The sequence below is a fragment of the Sphingobacteriaceae bacterium genome (assembly GCA_002319075.1).
Lineage (GTDB): Bacteria > Bacteroidota > Bacteroidia > B-17B0 > Aurantibacillaceae > Aurantibacillus.
On the sequence record NVQB01000001.1, the window covers coordinates 293,727 to 310,269 of the forward strand.

Annotated in this window: 21 protein-coding genes; 9 read left to right on the forward strand and 12 right to left on the reverse strand. The window is 37.6% G+C overall.

Going from position 1 to position 16,543, the window contains the following annotated elements:
- Positions 1-6 precede the first annotated feature (6 nt).
- Together CNR22_01270 and CNR22_01275 are read left to right on the forward strand one after the other, a co-directional pair.
- Complete coding sequence (locus tag CNR22_01270) at positions 7-1,494, forward strand: hypothetical protein (GenBank protein ID PBQ30450.1); 1,488 nt, start codon at positions 7-9, stop codon at positions 1,492-1,494.
- 128 nt (positions 1,495-1,622) lie between these two features.
- Positions 1,623-2,069, forward strand: coding sequence for a response regulator (locus CNR22_01275; protein PBQ30451.1), 447 nt, complete (start codon positions 1,623-1,625; stop codon positions 2,067-2,069).
- Between the two features lie 43 nt (positions 2,070-2,112).
- Here the strand turns inward: CNR22_01275 and CNR22_01280 are convergent, their stop codons facing one another.
- The 4 genes from CNR22_01280 to CNR22_01295 are packed head-to-tail and all read right to left on the reverse strand — an operon-like array spanning position 2,113 to position 4,605.
- Positions 2,113-2,502 (reverse strand): osmotically inducible protein OsmC, encoded by a 390-nt coding sequence (locus CNR22_01280; GenBank protein PBQ30452.1) that lies wholly within the window; start codon positions 2,500-2,502, stop codon positions 2,113-2,115.
- Between the two features lie 5 nt (positions 2,503-2,507).
- Positions 2,508-3,740, reverse strand: coding sequence for an RNA polymerase subunit sigma (locus CNR22_01285; GenBank protein PBQ30453.1), 1,233 nt, complete (start codon positions 3,738-3,740; stop codon positions 2,508-2,510).
- Positions 3,741-3,745: 5 nt separating this feature from the next.
- Positions 3,746-4,204 (reverse strand): hypothetical protein, encoded by a 459-nt coding sequence (locus CNR22_01290; protein ID PBQ30454.1) that lies wholly within the window; start codon positions 4,202-4,204, stop codon positions 3,746-3,748.
- A 38-nt stretch (positions 4,205-4,242) separates the two neighbouring features.
- On the reverse strand, positions 4,243-4,605 hold the full coding sequence (locus CNR22_01295) for a transcription initiation protein (GenBank protein PBQ30455.1): 363 nt from the start codon (positions 4,603-4,605) through the stop codon (positions 4,243-4,245).
- A gap of 113 nt (positions 4,606-4,718) precedes the next feature.
- Between CNR22_01295 and CNR22_01300 the strand changes: the two genes are divergently transcribed.
- Together CNR22_01300 and CNR22_01305 are read left to right on the forward strand one after the other, a co-directional pair.
- Positions 4,719-5,132 carry a hypothetical protein gene (locus CNR22_01300; protein ID PBQ30456.1) on the forward strand — a complete coding sequence of 138 codons (414 nt, stop codon included), beginning with the start codon at positions 4,719-4,721 and terminating at the stop codon, positions 5,130-5,132.
- Between the two features lie 110 nt (positions 5,133-5,242).
- Positions 5,243-6,022 carry a hypothetical protein gene (locus CNR22_01305; GenBank protein PBQ30457.1) on the forward strand — a complete coding sequence of 260 codons (780 nt, stop codon included), beginning with the start codon at positions 5,243-5,245 and terminating at the stop codon, positions 6,020-6,022.
- A gap of 51 nt (positions 6,023-6,073) precedes the next feature.
- Here the strand turns inward: CNR22_01305 and CNR22_01310 are convergent, their stop codons facing one another.
- Positions 6,074-7,018, reverse strand: coding sequence for a hypothetical protein (locus CNR22_01310; GenBank protein PBQ30458.1), 945 nt, complete (start codon positions 7,016-7,018; stop codon positions 6,074-6,076).
- A gap of 47 nt (positions 7,019-7,065) precedes the next feature.
- Complete coding sequence (locus tag CNR22_01315; GenBank protein ID PBQ30459.1) at positions 7,066-7,548, reverse strand: globin; 483 nt, start codon at positions 7,546-7,548, stop codon at positions 7,066-7,068.
- Between the two features lie 67 nt (positions 7,549-7,615).
- On the opposite strand from CNR22_01315, the gene CNR22_01320 reads away from it, so the two are divergent.
- Together CNR22_01320 and CNR22_01325 are read left to right on the forward strand one after the other, a co-directional pair.
- Positions 7,616-7,987 (forward strand): alpha/beta hydrolase, encoded by a 372-nt coding sequence (locus CNR22_01320; protein ID PBQ30460.1) that lies wholly within the window; start codon positions 7,616-7,618, stop codon positions 7,985-7,987.
- Positions 7,984-8,238, forward strand: coding sequence for a hypothetical protein (locus CNR22_01325; GenBank protein ID PBQ30461.1), 255 nt, complete (start codon positions 7,984-7,986; stop codon positions 8,236-8,238). The genes CNR22_01320 and CNR22_01325 overlap by 4 nt, the downstream gene beginning before the upstream one ends.
- Positions 8,239-8,242: 4 nt before the next feature.
- Here CNR22_01325 and CNR22_01330 read toward each other — a convergent pair whose 3' ends face one another.
- The 3 genes from CNR22_01330 to CNR22_01340 all read right to left on the reverse strand — a co-directional run bounded on the left by CNR22_01330 (position 8,243) and on the right by CNR22_01340 (position 10,867).
- Positions 8,243-9,253 (reverse strand): hypothetical protein, encoded by a 1,011-nt coding sequence (locus CNR22_01330; protein ID PBQ30462.1) that lies wholly within the window; start codon positions 9,251-9,253, stop codon positions 8,243-8,245.
- 51 nt (positions 9,254-9,304) lie between these two features.
- A complete protein-coding gene (gene msrB, locus CNR22_01335) occupies positions 9,305-9,835 on the reverse strand; it encodes a peptide-methionine (R)-S-oxide reductase (protein PBQ30463.1) in 531 nt (176 codons plus the stop codon).
- 333 nt (positions 9,836-10,168) lie between these two features.
- Entirely contained in the window at positions 10,169-10,867 is a 699-nt protein-coding gene (locus CNR22_01340; GenBank protein PBQ30464.1) for a hypothetical protein, read from the reverse strand.
- 209 nt (positions 10,868-11,076) lie between these two features.
- Between CNR22_01340 and CNR22_01345 the strand changes: the two genes are divergently transcribed.
- Positions 11,077-11,307 (forward strand): hypothetical protein, encoded by a 231-nt coding sequence (locus CNR22_01345; protein PBQ30465.1) that lies wholly within the window; start codon positions 11,077-11,079, stop codon positions 11,305-11,307.
- 182 nt (positions 11,308-11,489) lie between these two features.
- On the opposite strand, the gene CNR22_01350 is transcribed toward CNR22_01345, so the two are convergent.
- Both CNR22_01350 and CNR22_01355 read right to left on the reverse strand, forming a co-directional pair.
- The gene (locus tag CNR22_01350) at positions 11,490-11,786 is read right to left on the reverse strand and encodes a hypothetical protein (protein ID PBQ30466.1); all 297 of its coding nucleotides are present in this window, start codon (positions 11,784-11,786) and stop codon (positions 11,490-11,492) included.
- A gap of 2 nt (positions 11,787-11,788) precedes the next feature.
- Positions 11,789-12,556, reverse strand: a complete 768-nt coding sequence (locus tag CNR22_01355) for a hypothetical protein (GenBank protein ID PBQ30467.1) — start codon at positions 12,554-12,556, stop codon at positions 11,789-11,791.
- A gap of 460 nt (positions 12,557-13,016) precedes the next feature.
- On the opposite strand from CNR22_01355, the gene CNR22_01360 reads away from it, so the two are divergent.
- Together CNR22_01360 and CNR22_01365 are read left to right on the forward strand one after the other, a co-directional pair.
- Positions 13,017-13,922, forward strand: a complete 906-nt coding sequence (locus CNR22_01360; GenBank protein PBQ30468.1) for a hypothetical protein — start codon at positions 13,017-13,019, stop codon at positions 13,920-13,922.
- A gap of 43 nt (positions 13,923-13,965) precedes the next feature.
- On the forward strand, positions 13,966-15,390 hold the full coding sequence (locus CNR22_01365; protein ID PBQ30469.1) for a hypothetical protein: 1,425 nt from the start codon (positions 13,966-13,968) through the stop codon (positions 15,388-15,390).
- Positions 15,391-16,038: 648 nt separating this feature from the next.
- On the opposite strand, the gene CNR22_01370 is transcribed toward CNR22_01365, so the two are convergent.
- Positions 16,039-16,308, reverse strand: coding sequence for a hypothetical protein (locus CNR22_01370; protein ID PBQ30470.1), 270 nt, complete (start codon positions 16,306-16,308; stop codon positions 16,039-16,041).
- Positions 16,309-16,543 lie beyond the last annotated feature (235 nt).

Here is a 16,543-nt window from a genome sequence, read left to right on the forward strand (position 1 = left end):
TAAGTCATGAAGAGACATGAAAATGCTCTTAAGGTTGCTGAGAATACCGACGCCATGCTGGCGTACTGGGATAAAAATTTGCTTTGTAAATTCGCAAATGCTTCCTATTTAAAATGGTTTGGCATCTCGCCACAGCAGATGATTGACAAGATCACTCTGCCTGAATTGTTGGGCGAACTCTATGAAAAAAATTTGCCTTACATTCAAGGAGCCCTTGCTGGAAAACCGCAGACTTTTAAACGTGATATCACCCTACCCAACGGAGAACTAAAAACAACCATTGCTACTTATAATCCTGAAATCGAAAACGGAATTGTAATTGGATTTTATGTTCATGTGGCGGATATCTCACCTTTAAAAAATCCCTTCGAAGACTTTACGACTAAAGAAAATCTGAAAGACCTTTCTGCTTCAGAGGTGCTTCTCAATAAAGTGGAACATACACTTCGAGCGTCTTTGTTTACAGAATTTCCGGGCATAGAAACGTTGGCAACACTTCACTTTATCTCGGCTACAAAATTAAAACGCGATTTTAAAAAAAGGTATAAGTCCACCATTTTTTCTTATTACCGAAGCTTGCAAATGCAGATTGCCGAAAAATATTTAAAGGAAAAAATCTACACCAAAAATCAGGTTGCTTCCATTCTTGGATTTGAAAATCCTTCTAACTTTTATACCTGTTATCAAAAATACCTCACATCAAAAGCTAAGTTTAAAACGGTTAATCCCGTAGTACTTAGTAAAGACATTTCTACAGAGGAACATTATCAGCTTTTTATCCATCAGGCGCCCACCGCGATTGCTATGCTGGATAGAAATTTTAACCTGATTGGTGCGTCTCAAAAATGGTTTGAATTTTACAAACACGATAGTAAGCATGCACTGGGGCAAAACATCACTACACTATTTCCACAAGCAGCCGGAAGATGGGAGGGCCCCTGCATTAAATGCTTACATGGAGAAGTTTGTCGTGGCGAAGGAGCCTTATCGTGGGAAGATGGGCGCCAAGCCTGGTTACGCTGGGAAATGAAACCCTGGTATGTTAAATCGCAGGAGATAGGTGGGATTATTATATTTACCGAAGATATCACTCAGCTAAAGGAACAACTCGAAGAATTGAAGATCCAGGTACAATCCTTTCAACATATCAGCCGCTTTCTAAAAATTGGGACCTGGGAAAGAAATTTCGATACACAAAAAACCACCTGGAATACCGCAACCAAAGAAATACTCGAACTACCAACTTCTTTCGAACCCAATCTGGCGCCGGCTTTAAATTTTTACAAAGAAGGAGTTGACCGCGATCGGGCAAAACAACTCTTTGATGACGCGTTTATAAAAGGCACTCCCTTTGATGTAGAAATGAACCTTGTAACAGCTTTGGGTAATGAAAAAAAAGTACGGATTGTTGGATTTTCGCATTTTGAAAATGGTATTTGTAAAAGACTCTATGGTACTTTTCAGGAATTAAAACCTGTTAAAAAGGTTCGGTAAACCCTACATTTTACAAAGTTATAGCTACCAGCCTGGGCGAAATTATGTCCTCTGCAGCTATAAATAAATCTTCTACGGAGTCGTCCTGTGAAGCCTTAGAGAGATCTTTACACCTTAACACCTAGTATTTGAAAAAAAATTACTCCTTACCTGCTGCAGAAGATCAGAAGCTTATTGTTTTTTTAGCGGAAGATGATGAAGACGATGCCTCGCTCTTTGAAGACGCTGTTCTTCACTTTTCGAAACATGCAAGTCTGACTATTCATGAAGACGGTCATTTGATGATGGAAGCCCTGTTAAAAAAAACGGTAACCCCGGATATTATATTTTTAGACCTGAATATGCCCAGGAAAAGCGGACTGGAGTGTCTTAAAGAGATAAAAGGAGATAAAGATCTAACACTCATTAAAACGGTTATTCTTTCCACCACTTCTGACGAAAACCAAATTAGACGATGCTTTGATTTAGGAGCCGATCGCTTTCTGACCAAGCCTTCAAGTATAAAAACGCTGAGAACGTTTATAACAGAGTGCCTCGAATCTGTTAGTGCGCAAAACAAAGGTCTGAAAAATTAAATTCAAATACCTCTGCTGCCAACTTGTTTTTTGTATTGAACTCTTATTGAATCTCTGTTTCTACGCTGCTACTGCCAGAAAGTATTTTGTGCACAGGACAGGCATTGGCTATCTTTAAAAACTTATCCAGTTGTTCCAGTTCAAATTTTCCGTGCAGGGTAATTTTTCTTTTGAAAATTACTTTACCCTCGTCTTCGATTAAATCCACATTAATATCCACTTTTTCAAGAGGCCATTTTTTACGGTCCGCATACATTTTTAAGGTAGCCAAGGTACAAGCAGCCAAAGAGGAGGCTAAAAGTTCTTTTGGAGAAAACCCTTTGTTTTGTCCACCGCTTTCAACCGGTTCATCTGCTATTACCAAATTACCGGTTGGCGAAACGATTTCAATTTTATAGTGTTCAGTGCCAATACTTGCTTTAATAGATTCCATGGATTTTAATGCGTTAGTGCTTGTAAATGTTGTTCGAAGATAAGCTTATCGTTTGGAGATTTACAATATTTTATTGCCTCTTTATAATAGTCTGCAGCTTTTTTATTGTTAAGGTTAGTATAAAGATTGCCTAAAAGGCCATAATAAAAATGATTATTACTTAGTCCTATTTTTTCAGCTTCTTTTATGGCCAGTTCTTTTCCTTTGGCTTTTGATAAAACGTAAGCGCGGTTTAAAGCTACCATGGGCGAAGGGTCTATCAGGACCAACTTATTATAGAGTTCCAGGATATTTTTCCATCTATCGGAATTTTCTTGAGGGGTAGCGTGCCAGTATGCTATAGAAGCTTCGAGATGGTATTTTGAAATCTCATTTCCCTTAGCACTTTCAATTAAAAAATAGTTCCCCTGGGCAATTAGGTCGCTGTCCCACAAACTTCGGTCCTGCTGATCGTACAGGATACTTTCGCCACTTTGTCCAAGCCGGGCCTCGAATCTTGAAGAATGAAAACACATTAAGGACATTAAGGCATTTACCGGCGGGGTATTTGTTTTCGGATGCTCCAAAAGTAAATAACAAAGTCGCATTGCCTCTAAACAAAGGTCTTTGCGAATGCTGGTAGTTTGAGTTGTTGAATGATAGCCCTCGTTAAACAAAAGATAAAGTGTAGTAAGGACATTCTCTAAACGCGAATTAATTTCGTTTGCAGGAGGCAATTCAACTTTTATGTTTTCTTCGCGCAATTTTTCTTTCGCACGAAATAGTCTTTTGTTGATCGTTTCTTTGTTGGATAAAAAGGCATCGGCAATTTCATCGATTCCAAATCCGCAGAGGATCCGCAAGGCCAAACCAATCTGCGCTTCCACAGGAATAAGAGGGTTACAAATAACAAACATCATTTTTAACTGACTATCGCTGATGTTCTCTACTGAAAGATCAATTTCCATTTCCTCCGACACTGTTTGAGTGCCTTTTAATTCTTCCCGGATTTTTTCAGAAAAAAGTTTGTTGCGGCGAAAATGATCGATGGTTTTATTTTTGGCAACAGTATAAAGCCAGGCCGTTGGATTCTGGGGAATACCTTTTAAGCCCCAGGTTTCAGAAGCCAGCAGAAAAGTATCGTGGGTAATATCTTCTGCCAATGCAATATGAGCTGTTCCAAATAACTTACAGAGTACAGAAATGATTTTCCTGTACTCTGATTTAAAAAGCTGTGGAATAAGCTCCTGTTGCTGCATCTGGATTAAACAGCAAATTGCGAAAGATGATGATCCAGATGTTTGTAAAACATATTGTTCCATTGAACCACCGAAAGTGGACCGAAGGAATGAGACACTTTATTATCAAAATGTTTTTCTCCCAGCTCTTGCGTCTTACGTATATGATCAATCAGGCGCTGTTTCTCGGGTTGGAAATTCCGCGCCTCTTTAATCAAAAAAGCCGGAGCTGTTGGACTGTTTCTTTTGTAAGGCTTTTCGGTAGTCACCAGGCTCTTAACAAATATCTTTAACATCAAGCGTGTCATGAAGTTTGGTTGTGGATGTTTATTTTCATAAACCAATTCATAAGTCACGTTACAATGTGCGAGCATTTGTGCTACGCTCATTTTGCCCCATTGCGGCTGTGTATCGGCTTTGAGGTTTTCAATGCGTGAAACGATTTTTTCTGAGACGTCTTTTGTAAAAACATTTGCTAATGCCATTTGGTTTGTAGTTTATAGTTTATAGTTTAAAGCAATTCTTAGTTTGTTGCTTTGCGAATTTCTTCCATCTGCATAACGTCGCGCAGTTCTACGTTTCCGCCTGTTTGCAGAATCGGACAGCCTTCTGCTAATTTTAAAGCTTCGTCAATAGTGTCTGTTTTTACAATAATGTAACCGCCAATAATTTCCTTTACCTCTGCATAAGGTCCGCTTGTGACTACATTATTTGGTTTCAGGGTCTTCCCTTCTCTGCCTAATTGATTTGAGCCAACGAATTTTCCTTGTGCTGCAATTCCTGCAATCCAGTCCTGCCACAATTTAATGTTGGCTTGCATTTGTTCTGGAGACAATTGTACTGTGGCGTTTGGAACCGTTCTGAAGATCATCATAAATTCTTTCATGTTGTTGTTTTTTTAAGTTTATTACTTTGTGAATTGTATCTTCATGACGATCTGCCCTTTCGAAATTGGACAAAAAATTTGACAGTTTTTTTAAGCTTCTGTTATCAAAGGCTATGAACCTGAAAATCAGTGGTAATTTCTATAAAAATCAAAAAATTGAGTTTCTTCCCTGTTCCCAAGAAATCGAAATACTTATATTTGTGGGATTGATAGTGAATAAAATAAGATCCTATATTTCTGTTTTGATGTTTGCATTGCTGCTTTTTCCAATGGTGGAAAAAACTTTGCACGACTTTGAACACGTAAATGATATCCATTGCGGGATTAAGGAAGTTCATTATTGTAAAGCAGAACATTTTTGTGCGATTTGTGATTACGTTTTTTCATCGTCAGCTACTCCACCAAAAACACAAGAACAAGTTTCCGTTTTTTCTACGCATGTTGATTCTTTTAAATCACTACTGGTTTTTAATACCAAATTATCCCCCAAATTTAAACTCTCTCTCAGAGGACCGCCGATCATCTAGTTAATTCAGGTTGATTATTTCCGTTCCGGCGGTTTCTTAAAATTATGTGGCGCGATCTTTTTCACCGTCATGTTAATTTTGATTCCTTATAAACTGTTGTACAGAATTGAATGTATTGGCTTGATTTCGTCAATTTACCGGGGCTAAGTCCTGATTCCGATTATCTAAATATTGAAAAAAAAATTAAAATGAAATTTACTTTTAAACTAGCAGCTTTTACAGCGATACTATTTACACTCATATTTGCATCCTGCAAAAAAGATAAAAAAAATACTGAACCAGAAACGCCTCCAACTGCCTCTGAGGACAATGATCCGGAAGTAGTAACAACGGTGCGCATTTACATTTGGGACTCAATAACCAATACCAACATCACAGGTTCTCCCTTCACTTTTAAAGATCCTGATGGTGACGGTGGTTTACCCGGAGGATTCTTAAATAGCGGGACTGATTCTGTTATTACTTTGACAGCGAATACAAGCTATAAAACAAGGCTTGTCATTTTAGACGAAACAAAAAATCCAGCCGACTCAACTTCCAACGCTATAGCCACCGACGAAGGCTATGAGCATATGGTTTTTTATAATGGAGATCCTTCGCAAAGCACAACGTCCAGTGGAAACACTATTATAAAATCGGGGTATCCCAATTACAGCGTAAAATTAAATGGATCGGATATTCGTCTTCGATATAGCGATTCAGACAATGGCGCAGCTCATGCAAATCCGACAAGAAATATTGGATTAGAAACTTTTTTAAAAACCTCGTCTGCAAATACCGTAAAATTTCCATTTATTGTGACGTTACGCCACCAGCCAAACGCAAAAGATGGAACTTATGCACCCGGAGAGACCGATGTTTCGATAGCGTTTAAGGTAAAGGTGAATTAAACCAGTTCCGGCAACAGGAATTGGATGAAATTCTTGTTGCCGGATCTTAGATTATTCAATGATCAACTTTTTAGTTGAGATCAATTTATCAGATTTTAATTTAACTATGTAATATCCGGCGGCAAGTCTATATGTACTGAGCTGCATCGACTGTCCTTTAAAAGTACCTGAGTAAACGATTTCACCACCGGCGTTGTATATTTCTACAACCGATACGGTAGTAGTGTTTTTTCCTTTGAGGTTAATTCCAATAACATCTTTAGCCGGATTTGGAAAGAGTGTAAATTCTAAATTGGTTTTTACTTGTGTTGAAATTCCTGTGAGGATTTCAGGCTTCATATTCATTAGCATTAATTCCACCCACTTTGAATACTGTCTTCCACCTGGATGTAATCCGTCGGAAGCCACATAACTGGTGCTATCTAAACCTTTGCGTGAAATAGGTGTAATATCAAAATAGGTAATACCTAAACTATCCGCCAGATGTTTGTTATAATTATTGTACTGATCAATATCTGCGCTAATTTGAGAAGGATTGGGTGTGGATTGTCCATAAGGTGTGTAAGCATAGTCAGGAATAGACACAATAAACACATGGCCTTTATCATTGCCGGCATAACGGATAGCAGAATCTACCAAGGCTTTAAATTCAGTTACATACTGCGAAAAAGGTTTTCCCTGAAATTGATTATTAACCCCGATAAGCAAAGAAACAAGATTATACTGTTGTTGTTGCAGATTTTGTCCCTTAATGGCATTAAGCAGATCATCCGTGCGCCACCCTGTAGTTGCAATAATACGCATGGTATCGGTTGTGCAGCCAACTTTAGCAAGAGAATCGCTTAGTTGCATGGGCCAACGCTCATTTAAAGCAACACTTTGCCCAATGGTATATGAATCTCCCAAAGAAAGAATACGAAGATGGTGTTTTAAGGAAACCGTTTGTCCAAAATCAAGAAGTGGCACTATCAGCAAGGCAAGTAGAAGTTTTTTCATACTTTACTTAGGCTAATCCTGTGCCAGGCGCCTGGTTTAGAGCTTGTTTATTCTGCCTCGAAGGGTTTGCCCGGAACACCCCATCCCCATTGAGGCATCGGCTCTTCAGGATTCATCTTTAATTCCGTTTCGTTAGAGTTGATAACGGCAATGCGCGTACCCCACTCTATGTAAGCCACAAAAGCGGAACGAAATTCCGGATCATCCGGCAGCCCGGTTTCATCGGCCGACTCTATTAAAAGAAAAGCCCATTGTTTTCTGTGCTGTTCTGTAAGGTGTTTTGCTAAATGTTTTTGAATCATTTTAAAATGACTTCCTTCTTCACTGCTGTAAAATCGGGGCCCGCCAAAAACTTCGGCTACAAAATGAGCAACATGCACCTGGTGTTCGGGCGACATGTGTTTAAAGATCGGTTCAAGCAATTCATCCTTTAAAACCTTTTTATAAAATACATCCATTAACTTTTCAAAAGCCTGCATCCCTCCTGCCCATTCGTAAAGCGTTGGAATTGTTTTGTTTTCGTGGTTCATGTATTGAAATTAAGAAATATTCGTAAGCCTAAAACTCTGATGAAATTAATTAAATTATTTTTGTGGGATGGACTATGAATTAAGAACAGTTGGGAAAGTGACCGTAGCAGAACTAAAATCAGAGGCTATCGTCCTTAAAAGTGTTGAAGATGCCCTTGACTTACTGGGCAACGCTGGCTACCAGGGAGCTACACACATTATTATTTTTGAGAAAAATATCAGCCCTGATTTCTTCGATCTCAAAACCGGCTTTGCCGGAGAACTACTTCAAAAATTTTCTACTTACAGCATGCGCCTTTCTATAATTGGCGATTTTTCAAAATTTGAAAGTAAGAGTCTCAGAGATTTTATCTACGAAAGTAACACAGTTGGTAAGATCAATTTTCTTAGATCAATGCAAGAAGTGGAAGAAAAAATTTTGAGTATCTTTGGACAATGAAATTAAAACGTCCGAATAAAGCTCTTGAACAAAAAATACAACAGGTTGTAAAAGGAATGATGTGCCCTGTGCATAACAAGCCTGCCAAAATAACCATGGAGAGCGAGAATGAAGAGGTTGTTATTGAAGCCTGCTGCCCCTTCTTTAAAAAAGACGTTATGGTTGTTGGTGAACGTATGCGCAAAGATTTTCTTTATAAAGATGAAAAAACAAGAGAACGTTTAGAAAGAGAAAGAAAAAAGAATCTCTAAGTAACTACTCTATCAGAAGTTTGCCGGTTTTTAAAATCTGCTCTTGTGATTTCACCACATACAAATAAATTCCTTTAGTCAAATTTGAAGCCCTGATTATTCCTGATCCTGCAGGCACGCCAGTGGTGAGCACAACTCTACCCATAATATCTGACAGAACAAATTCCGCATTCATTTTTACGCTCTCGTTCTTTACTGTAATTTTTTTGCCCTCTGCATCACTCACAAAAACCTTTACAGACGCACCTAACATTTGATAATTCTGTATACCGGTAATTATAAAGCCGCGTTGCGAAGTGTATTCTGACTGAACAAGCGATTTTGTAGTGGCATCCTGAAGTATTGCAAGGGTATTGATGCGTGAAAAATTCCAGGCAGAGTTTGCGGCAGAACTTTTAGAATAGGTCACTGAATCACCAACCGCAGAAGCAACGCTAAAACTAATTCCCACCGCACCCGTAAGTGATTTACGAAACACATCGTGATGCACATTTTCGCCGTTGGGCGCATTATAAAAGACTGTATCCTCGGCCAATGCCACAAACAATATTAAATTAGTTAATGTGTGACTTGCTACTGTTTTGATGATTAGTTTAGCTCGTAAAGAATCGTTCGCATATTTTACCTGTTCGATACGAATACTCAGTGGTGACAAAAGATTTTCATAAGGGGCGAACAGAGCATCTGAAGAAAAATTAACCGAAGTCGGTATTAGTTCGCCATTAATAATAAGATTAGGAGTACCGCCATAAATACCATAGTAATTCGTCCGCGAATCATTCTCCTGAACATTGTGTTGATTTAAAACGCAGGCCGGATAAGGCGCACTAGGATGAATAGCGAGATGTAAAACTTCGGGGTGACTGGAAAGGTTCGTATAAAATCCGGGGTTTTTACCCGCACAAATACTGCAACGCGTATTCGTAAAATGTTCTACCACAATTTTTTTAGGAACCTGCGCAGTTAACGATAAAGAACAAACGAACGCAAGAAAATACCGGAAGACGTTTTTCATTTTTTGATTATGAGCTTCTACTTTACAATTACCAATTCAGTACAAATAAATTTATTTTGAACTTAACGGTGGTTTTCCCCCTTCCGGAACAAAGATCAAAGCTTCTGAATTCATGCAGTAACGTTTGCCTGTTGGTGTTGGCCCGTCGTTAAAAACATGCCCCAGGTGAGAGCCACTTTTGCTATCCACAACCGCAATCCTTTCCATTCCGCCGCTTTTATCCACAACCAAACGTACAGCATCCGGAGTAATAGGCGCATAAAAACTTGGCCAGCCAGTTCCGGAATCGAATTTAGCATCTGAACTAAAAAGTGGTTGAAGTGATGCAGCAGAATAATAGGTCCCCTTTTTATAAAAATGATCATACTTACCTGTACCGGCTCTTTCTGTGCCTTCTTCCCGAAGAATATAATACTGAGCAGGAGTTAATTTTGCTTTCCATTCTGCTTCGCTTAAAGTCATTGGATATTTCGCATCTGCCTTCACGATCGACGGATCAGGATATTTAGGTGATTGAGCGTTAATGGTTCCGGCGTAAAAAAGCGTAAGAACTACTATTTTAAAAAAAGATTTGGTTTTCATAACAGTCTGTTAAATGGGCTAGCATTTCCCGGAGGAATCAGTAGACCCTTGTTTCTAATGAATATACGTAATTATTTGAAAGCTGGTTTTCTCCATAAAAAAAGAGTTTCGGACTACGAAACTCTTTTTTATCTAACCAAACCATAATCTTAAAACTACTTACAGACTTTTAGATCTGCCAATCAATGAAACAAAGTTACAGCCTTTGCGCGCCAAAGTAAAATACCCTGCTCTTTCAAACAGATCATTTACTAGGTCAGTTTTACTTTACTCATTGAAACGGGCTTTTCACAGGCTAAGTCTAAAGCGGCATGAGCCAGGCAACCGACTATCTTAATCGTTTTTAGCCTTGATCTTTTTCATTTGAATAATGTCTACCAGAAAAGCAAAACCCATAGAAAAATAAATATATCCTTTGGGGATTTTAAAATGCAGGCCTTCCGCAATGAGCGACACACCTATCATCATTAAAAAACAAAGTGCCAAAATCTTGAACGAAGGATGTTTTTGAATGAAGGAGCTGATGGGTTTTGAGGCCACAAGCATTATGCTTACCGCTACTATTACAGCTGTATACATAATCCATAGCTCACTAACCATGCCTACCGCCGTAATGATAGAGTCTATTGAAAAAACAAGATCGAGAATAATTATTTCGTATAATAGTTTTTTAAAATTGCCTTGTTTTGTCTCAGGATTATTTGTGTCGTGCTCTTCCGTTTTGTGGAGAATTTCTTTGGTGCTTTTATATAAAAGAAAAAGACCACCTGCCAGCAAGATGAGGCTCTTACCTGAAAAATCAATCTTAAAGACCGTGAATAAAGTAGTGTCGAGTTTTAAGATCCATGAGATTACAGTTAAAAGCAACAGTCGAATAACCATGGCTAAACCTATGCCCCAATAACGCAGTTTGTCTCTTTTGTCTTCGGGAAGTTTACCGGCAAGAATAGTGATGAAAATTATATTATCGATGCCTAAGATAACTTCGAGAGAAATAAGGGATAAAAGTGCGACAATGTTGTCAAGAATCATTACTTGTTGGTGTTAACTATTCGGCTCTCAAGGTACGTAATAAATTGCAAGTCAGTAACTGAAATAAATCCTTTAGCATTGGTATGTAATTTGCATCCTATTTATCAGATCAAAATGAAAACTACTAAACCAACTACAGAAATAAAAACAGAAGCCACACCAACGGCTCAGGATATTTATTCAGCAAGTCATATAAACTAGAATATAAAATGGGAAAATCAGCAAACATCTTAGGAGCTTTCCTGCTTGGAGCAGGAATTGGAGCGATAGCAGGGATTTTATTAGCACCCGCAAAAGGAACAGAAACGCGGGAGAAACTTCTTTCAGGAGCTCAGGATCTGGCCTCTGATCTTAAAGAAAAATTTGATGAATATTCAGATCCGAATTATCTTTCGCACGCCAATCAGCAAGAAGAATACGAACACATGTTGGGGATATAATTTCCCGGATTTAAAAAACGGATTTATATTTATATCTTTCTATAAAAACGAAAGCGCAAACTAGAAAGTTTGCGCTTTTTTATTACTCTTCTCTTTATATAGGACCCGATGCCTTTTTAGCTTTTTAAAATATATTTTTAATCCTCTATTTCCTGACCACACTTACTAAAAACTCACTTAGCCTACCTTTTAAAAGTATAAAACGTAAAGAACAATGCTATAAAGGTCAACAACGATAGGAAGTTAGAGGTTCTTTTCCAGCAGTTGTTATCTTCATTTTTCCAATACAAAATCCATTCACTTAAAAATGTATGTTTTGTCCAATGTAGCATATCTGCCATCAACCGAGGCGGTTTGAAAAAAGAAAAATTAGTAGCGTTCTGCTTGTTTAGAATCTCCCAATTAATTATCCATCTCACCAAAAACAGTGCAACGGTTATTACTAAAAAAATCGGGAATAAAGAGGGGTCCTCAAGCATACTTAATGTTTCAGTAAAAGTTTGATCATTTCTTCTGCCACACCCTGCGCTTCGAAAGCGCCCATGCCAGTTACCAACCGATTTTGTTCATCCACAACAACAAGACATTCTTTTTTTGGCTTATTTTCTTTTGGACAAAAAATCAGATTAGCACCTCTTTTCACTAACGCAGCTTCCATATCAAAAGGCAGGGCCATGCCGAAATTTGAAACATTCATTTTTTTCTCCATAGATAAAGGAAAGCAGGTCATTTTTTTACCGTCAACAAAATACTTTGTGTTACTTAATTTAATGTTTACAAGAGAAGCTGTTCCATTGCCTGTGGTACCAATGAGTCCGCCATTTTCAAAGATCTTTGCAGTTAGAACCGCAATTAATGTATTGTCTACCACATCCACAAACTGACCATACCCTCCGGGATAAAAAACCGCGATATAAGTTGAATCCTTCACCTCCGCGGGACGCAGAGAATTTTTGGTCTTAGAAACAAACAACTCACTTTTAAGAATTTTTTCCAATTCGGGTGGAACTATTAGATCGTAAAGCGCCACCTTTCCACCTTTGGGTGTAACAATGTCAACCTGGTAACCACTGTCTATAAAAATCTGAAAAGGAAAGCCTATTTCCCATGACAGGGAACCATTGCCGGAAACCCCGAAGGTCGTAATGTTAGTTGCCACGATTAAAATTTTTTTTGTTCTTAAACTATCTTGGGAAAAAAGTTGAGAATAAAAAAAGACAAGAAGTGTTATCGAAATAATTTTTTTCATTTTGGGTTAGTTACGTCTGCCGGAAGAACAATTTATCTGTTTGCTAATTTAGTGAATAATAGTGGCACCTGTAATTTTACACATTTAAGGTTACAGGAAGAATATAATCTATAGCAGCATGTGTTTGCCTGAACTTATCCTTATACCTGACCGAAGAAGCCTATAGTCACATTGCCTAAATATATTTACCAATTGTTGCTTATCGTCCCCTAAAATTTACTCATTCTCAATTAGTGGTGGCTACATTTTTTGCAATAAATGCAAAATCCTCTTCCGTTGTAGTGAAAAATGCAGTTTGTTCGTCTTTAAACCTTATTAAATAAGCCATCCTGTAGTTTCTTCAACTCGGACAAAACGGGCTACAAAAAGTAATTATTCTAAGGCTCTCTCCGAAACTACTTTTACAAAACAAAGGAAGTATCACAAACAAAAATTAGAACGTCAGCCTAAACTTAAGTCCATGAAAAAAAACAGAGTTCTTATCTTTTTCGCCTTAGTCACTTGTAGCGTTTACTCTCAAAGTTATGTCGATGTGCTTAAGGTTAGCGGAGGCTCAACTTCGTTAAACACATTCGATTCGAGTTTATCCAAAACAAGAATTCATGAAGTATTAGTGGATGCCACGCTTCCCATAGAAATAACTCAGGAGTTAGCGTTGATCAGCGGATTTATTTACGAGAATATCCAGACAAAACTTTTCGCGGAAAATCCCATTAAGAAATTTGGGTCAACTACTCTTAAACTAGGAGTTAACAACAACTTTAACGAGTGTTGGTCTGGCACTGTAGTCTTTTTACCAAAAATCGCTTCTGACTTCACAACCATTAATCGCAAGGATTTTCAATTCGGCACATTAACTACATTAAAGTATAAAAAAAGTAATGCGCTTAATTACAAATTTGGTCTTTACTATAATTCCGAGCTTTTTGGACCTTTCTTTGTTCCGTTGCTTGGTGTTTATTACTTAAGTCCGAATAAAAAATTTGAAGCTAACATACTATTGCCGCTGCAGGCAGATATGAGTTACAATCTACATTCACAAGTAGCGATTGGTTTTAACTTTTATGGTCAGATACGCTCCTATCATCTTACAGGCTCTGACGCACAAAGTTTATATGTTTCTAAATCCACAAACGAATTATCTATGTATTTAAGACTACGTCTTTCAAAAAGCCTAAGTTTTCAAACCAAAGCGGGATATTCTGTGGGCCGCAGTTACCGCGTGTACGAAGAAAACGACAAAATTACCTTTGGTTTGCCTGCCACCTTTATAGGACCAAAAAGAAAGCAATTAAATTCGGATTTTTCGGATGGCGCTATCTTTCAACTTTCATTTCTTTACCGATTTAACGTAGATAAAAACTAAGGGGGAATCATTTTTAAAAATTAAATAATTAAACCTTCACACCATGATTTACAAATTGCTTCGTTTTATATTTCGCATCACTAACAGATGTTACTTCAAAACCATCCAGGTTAAAGGCCTTGAAAACATTCCGAAAACTGGACCCGTATTTTTTGTAGCAAATCATCCCAGCGCATTTATGGATCCAATTGTTATTGCAACAGTCGTTAACCGCCCTTTATTCTTTCTTGCAAAAGGTTCTTTATTTCAGAATAAATTCACGCGTTGGTTACTTCCGAAATTTAATATGATCCCGATTTTTCGCAGTTCTGAAAATCCCGATCAAATGCATAAAAACAAAGAAATTTTTTCACACTGTCATAAACACCTTGCTAAAGATGGCGCCATTCTTGCCTTTCCCGAAGGTGTTTCGTTCACTGAAAGAAAAATTAAAAAGATACAAACGGGAACTTCCAGAATCTGTTTAGGAGCTGAAGCAGAAAATAATTTCAGTCTCGGTATACAGATTGTTACCATTGGCCTGAACTTCTCAGATCCGCATAGTTTTCAAAGCGATCTTTTCGTAAACATTGACAAGCCGATTAGCGTTGCCGATTATCGCACTGCTTACGAGGAAGATCCCTTTAAAGCCGCGCATACCTTAACAGATGAAATCCGCAAGCGTCTTGAATCGCAGGTTGTAGCGATACAGGATGCGGAAGTGGATAAATTAGTAGCTACTATTGAATTAATCTACAAATCGCAATTATTAAAAGACCTGGGTTATGCTCCAGGCGAAATGGAAGACGATTTTACAGTTACAAAAGCAATCGCCCAATCCGTAAATTACTTTATGGACACAGATCCATCGCGGGTAGAAAAAACCAAGTATAAAATAGAGGCTTACCTGGATGAACTTGAACGTTTGTCTCTAACGGATAGCCTGATGAAGAATATAGGTAAAAGGACTCCTCTTCTTACTTCCATAGCATCGTTGTTATATTTGATTTTTGGATTGCCGGTATTTGCTTTTGGCTTTTTAAATAACTATTTCCCCTTTAAAATTCCAGGATGGATGGCTAGACGCATTTCTGAGAGACCTGAATTTTTTGGCTCTCTTGCAATAAGTCTCGGGACATTTACTTTTCTTATTTTTTATTCCCTTCAAATTTGGTTACTGCATACTTTTACAAACGATTGGCGTATCATTTCTGCCTATGTTCTGCTTTTACCTTTGTCAGGGTTCTTTGCTTATTCTTATTACAAACGCTTCACCACTTTGCGCGGCAACTGGAGAATATTTTCGCTTTTTTATAAAAAAACGAAACTGATTACTTCCCTTCTTCTTAAACGTGAGATGATCCTTGCTGAGTTCGAACAAGGCAAAAATGACTTTGAGAATCATACAAATGAAGACGTGAAATTAAAAGAATTAAAGCTTACTGTGACTGCTGAAGATCACAATCACTTCTTTAACCTGGAAAGCTAATTCAAAATAACCTAAAAATGAACAGGTAGCTTTTTTCATTATTGGATAAATAAAAGTTAATTGAGTGGCACTAGGTGACCAAATATTTTTTGTAAGACAGATTTCGCCCTGTGAATCTGCAAGTACGAATGCTACACACGAATTTGGATTATATATCAGAGTTTTTTTTCAAACAATTCGAAGATCCAAATTAAGTAGTGTGCTATTCTTAAGAAATACGGGTGAAGATAACTACCAATCTAACTTACATGTGAAGAAGATATCATAAACCAGAATCCAAGAATTACAACTATAGCCAAAGCAGCCACGAGGAGTTGTTTTACACTTACTACATCTTCGTCGTCATTTATATTACTTGCCATATTACTATCTTTTTCGCTAAGATAAAACCCAAGGCATCTGATCTGCTTTAAGTGAACGTTAATATGTGATAAGAGCTTTGAAATATAATACTAGCTTAACTTTCGCGATTTAGAAACGCAGCAGTGCGAAACGGATAAAAAATAAAATCTTCCACAAAAAAAAATATGGGGAATTCTTAACTCATGTTACATTGAATAACGAGAAATAAAAATCCGCGAAAGTCATTTGACCAACGCGGACCTTATTTTTGTAAGAACCCCTTCTTCCCAAAAATTTTATTAGGTATTAAGACAATTTAGCCTGAGTCTCTTCAGAATAAGCCAAAGCTCTTTCTTTCATCTCATCCATACGTCCCTGAACCATTTCTTTCATTTCATTAAATTTATCGGTTCCTTCCTGAATTTTTTCTTTTAAATCATCGGCCAGATCCTGAGCCCCTCCGATTAATTTTCTGCGTGTTTCCGATCCCTTATCCGGCGCTATTAAGATTCCGATTGCTATACCTGCTGCTACACCCAGCATTACTGTTCCGAAGAAACTTTTTGAATTATTCATTTTTAAATTTTTAATATGGTTTAATAAGCCTCCTCCAATTTCATGCCAATGAAGTTTAAACGCAGTAGATTCAGATTAATCTCTGTAAACCCTTTTTATTGCAGGAAACACTTAACTCTAATTATGGCCTTTTTTGATAACTTAAGCTTAACGATTTAAAAACTCCGAAAAAAATTATTTAAAGTCGGCGTAATGTGCTGTTGATGTTTGCTCCTTAATTTTGAAAAGCGAAACA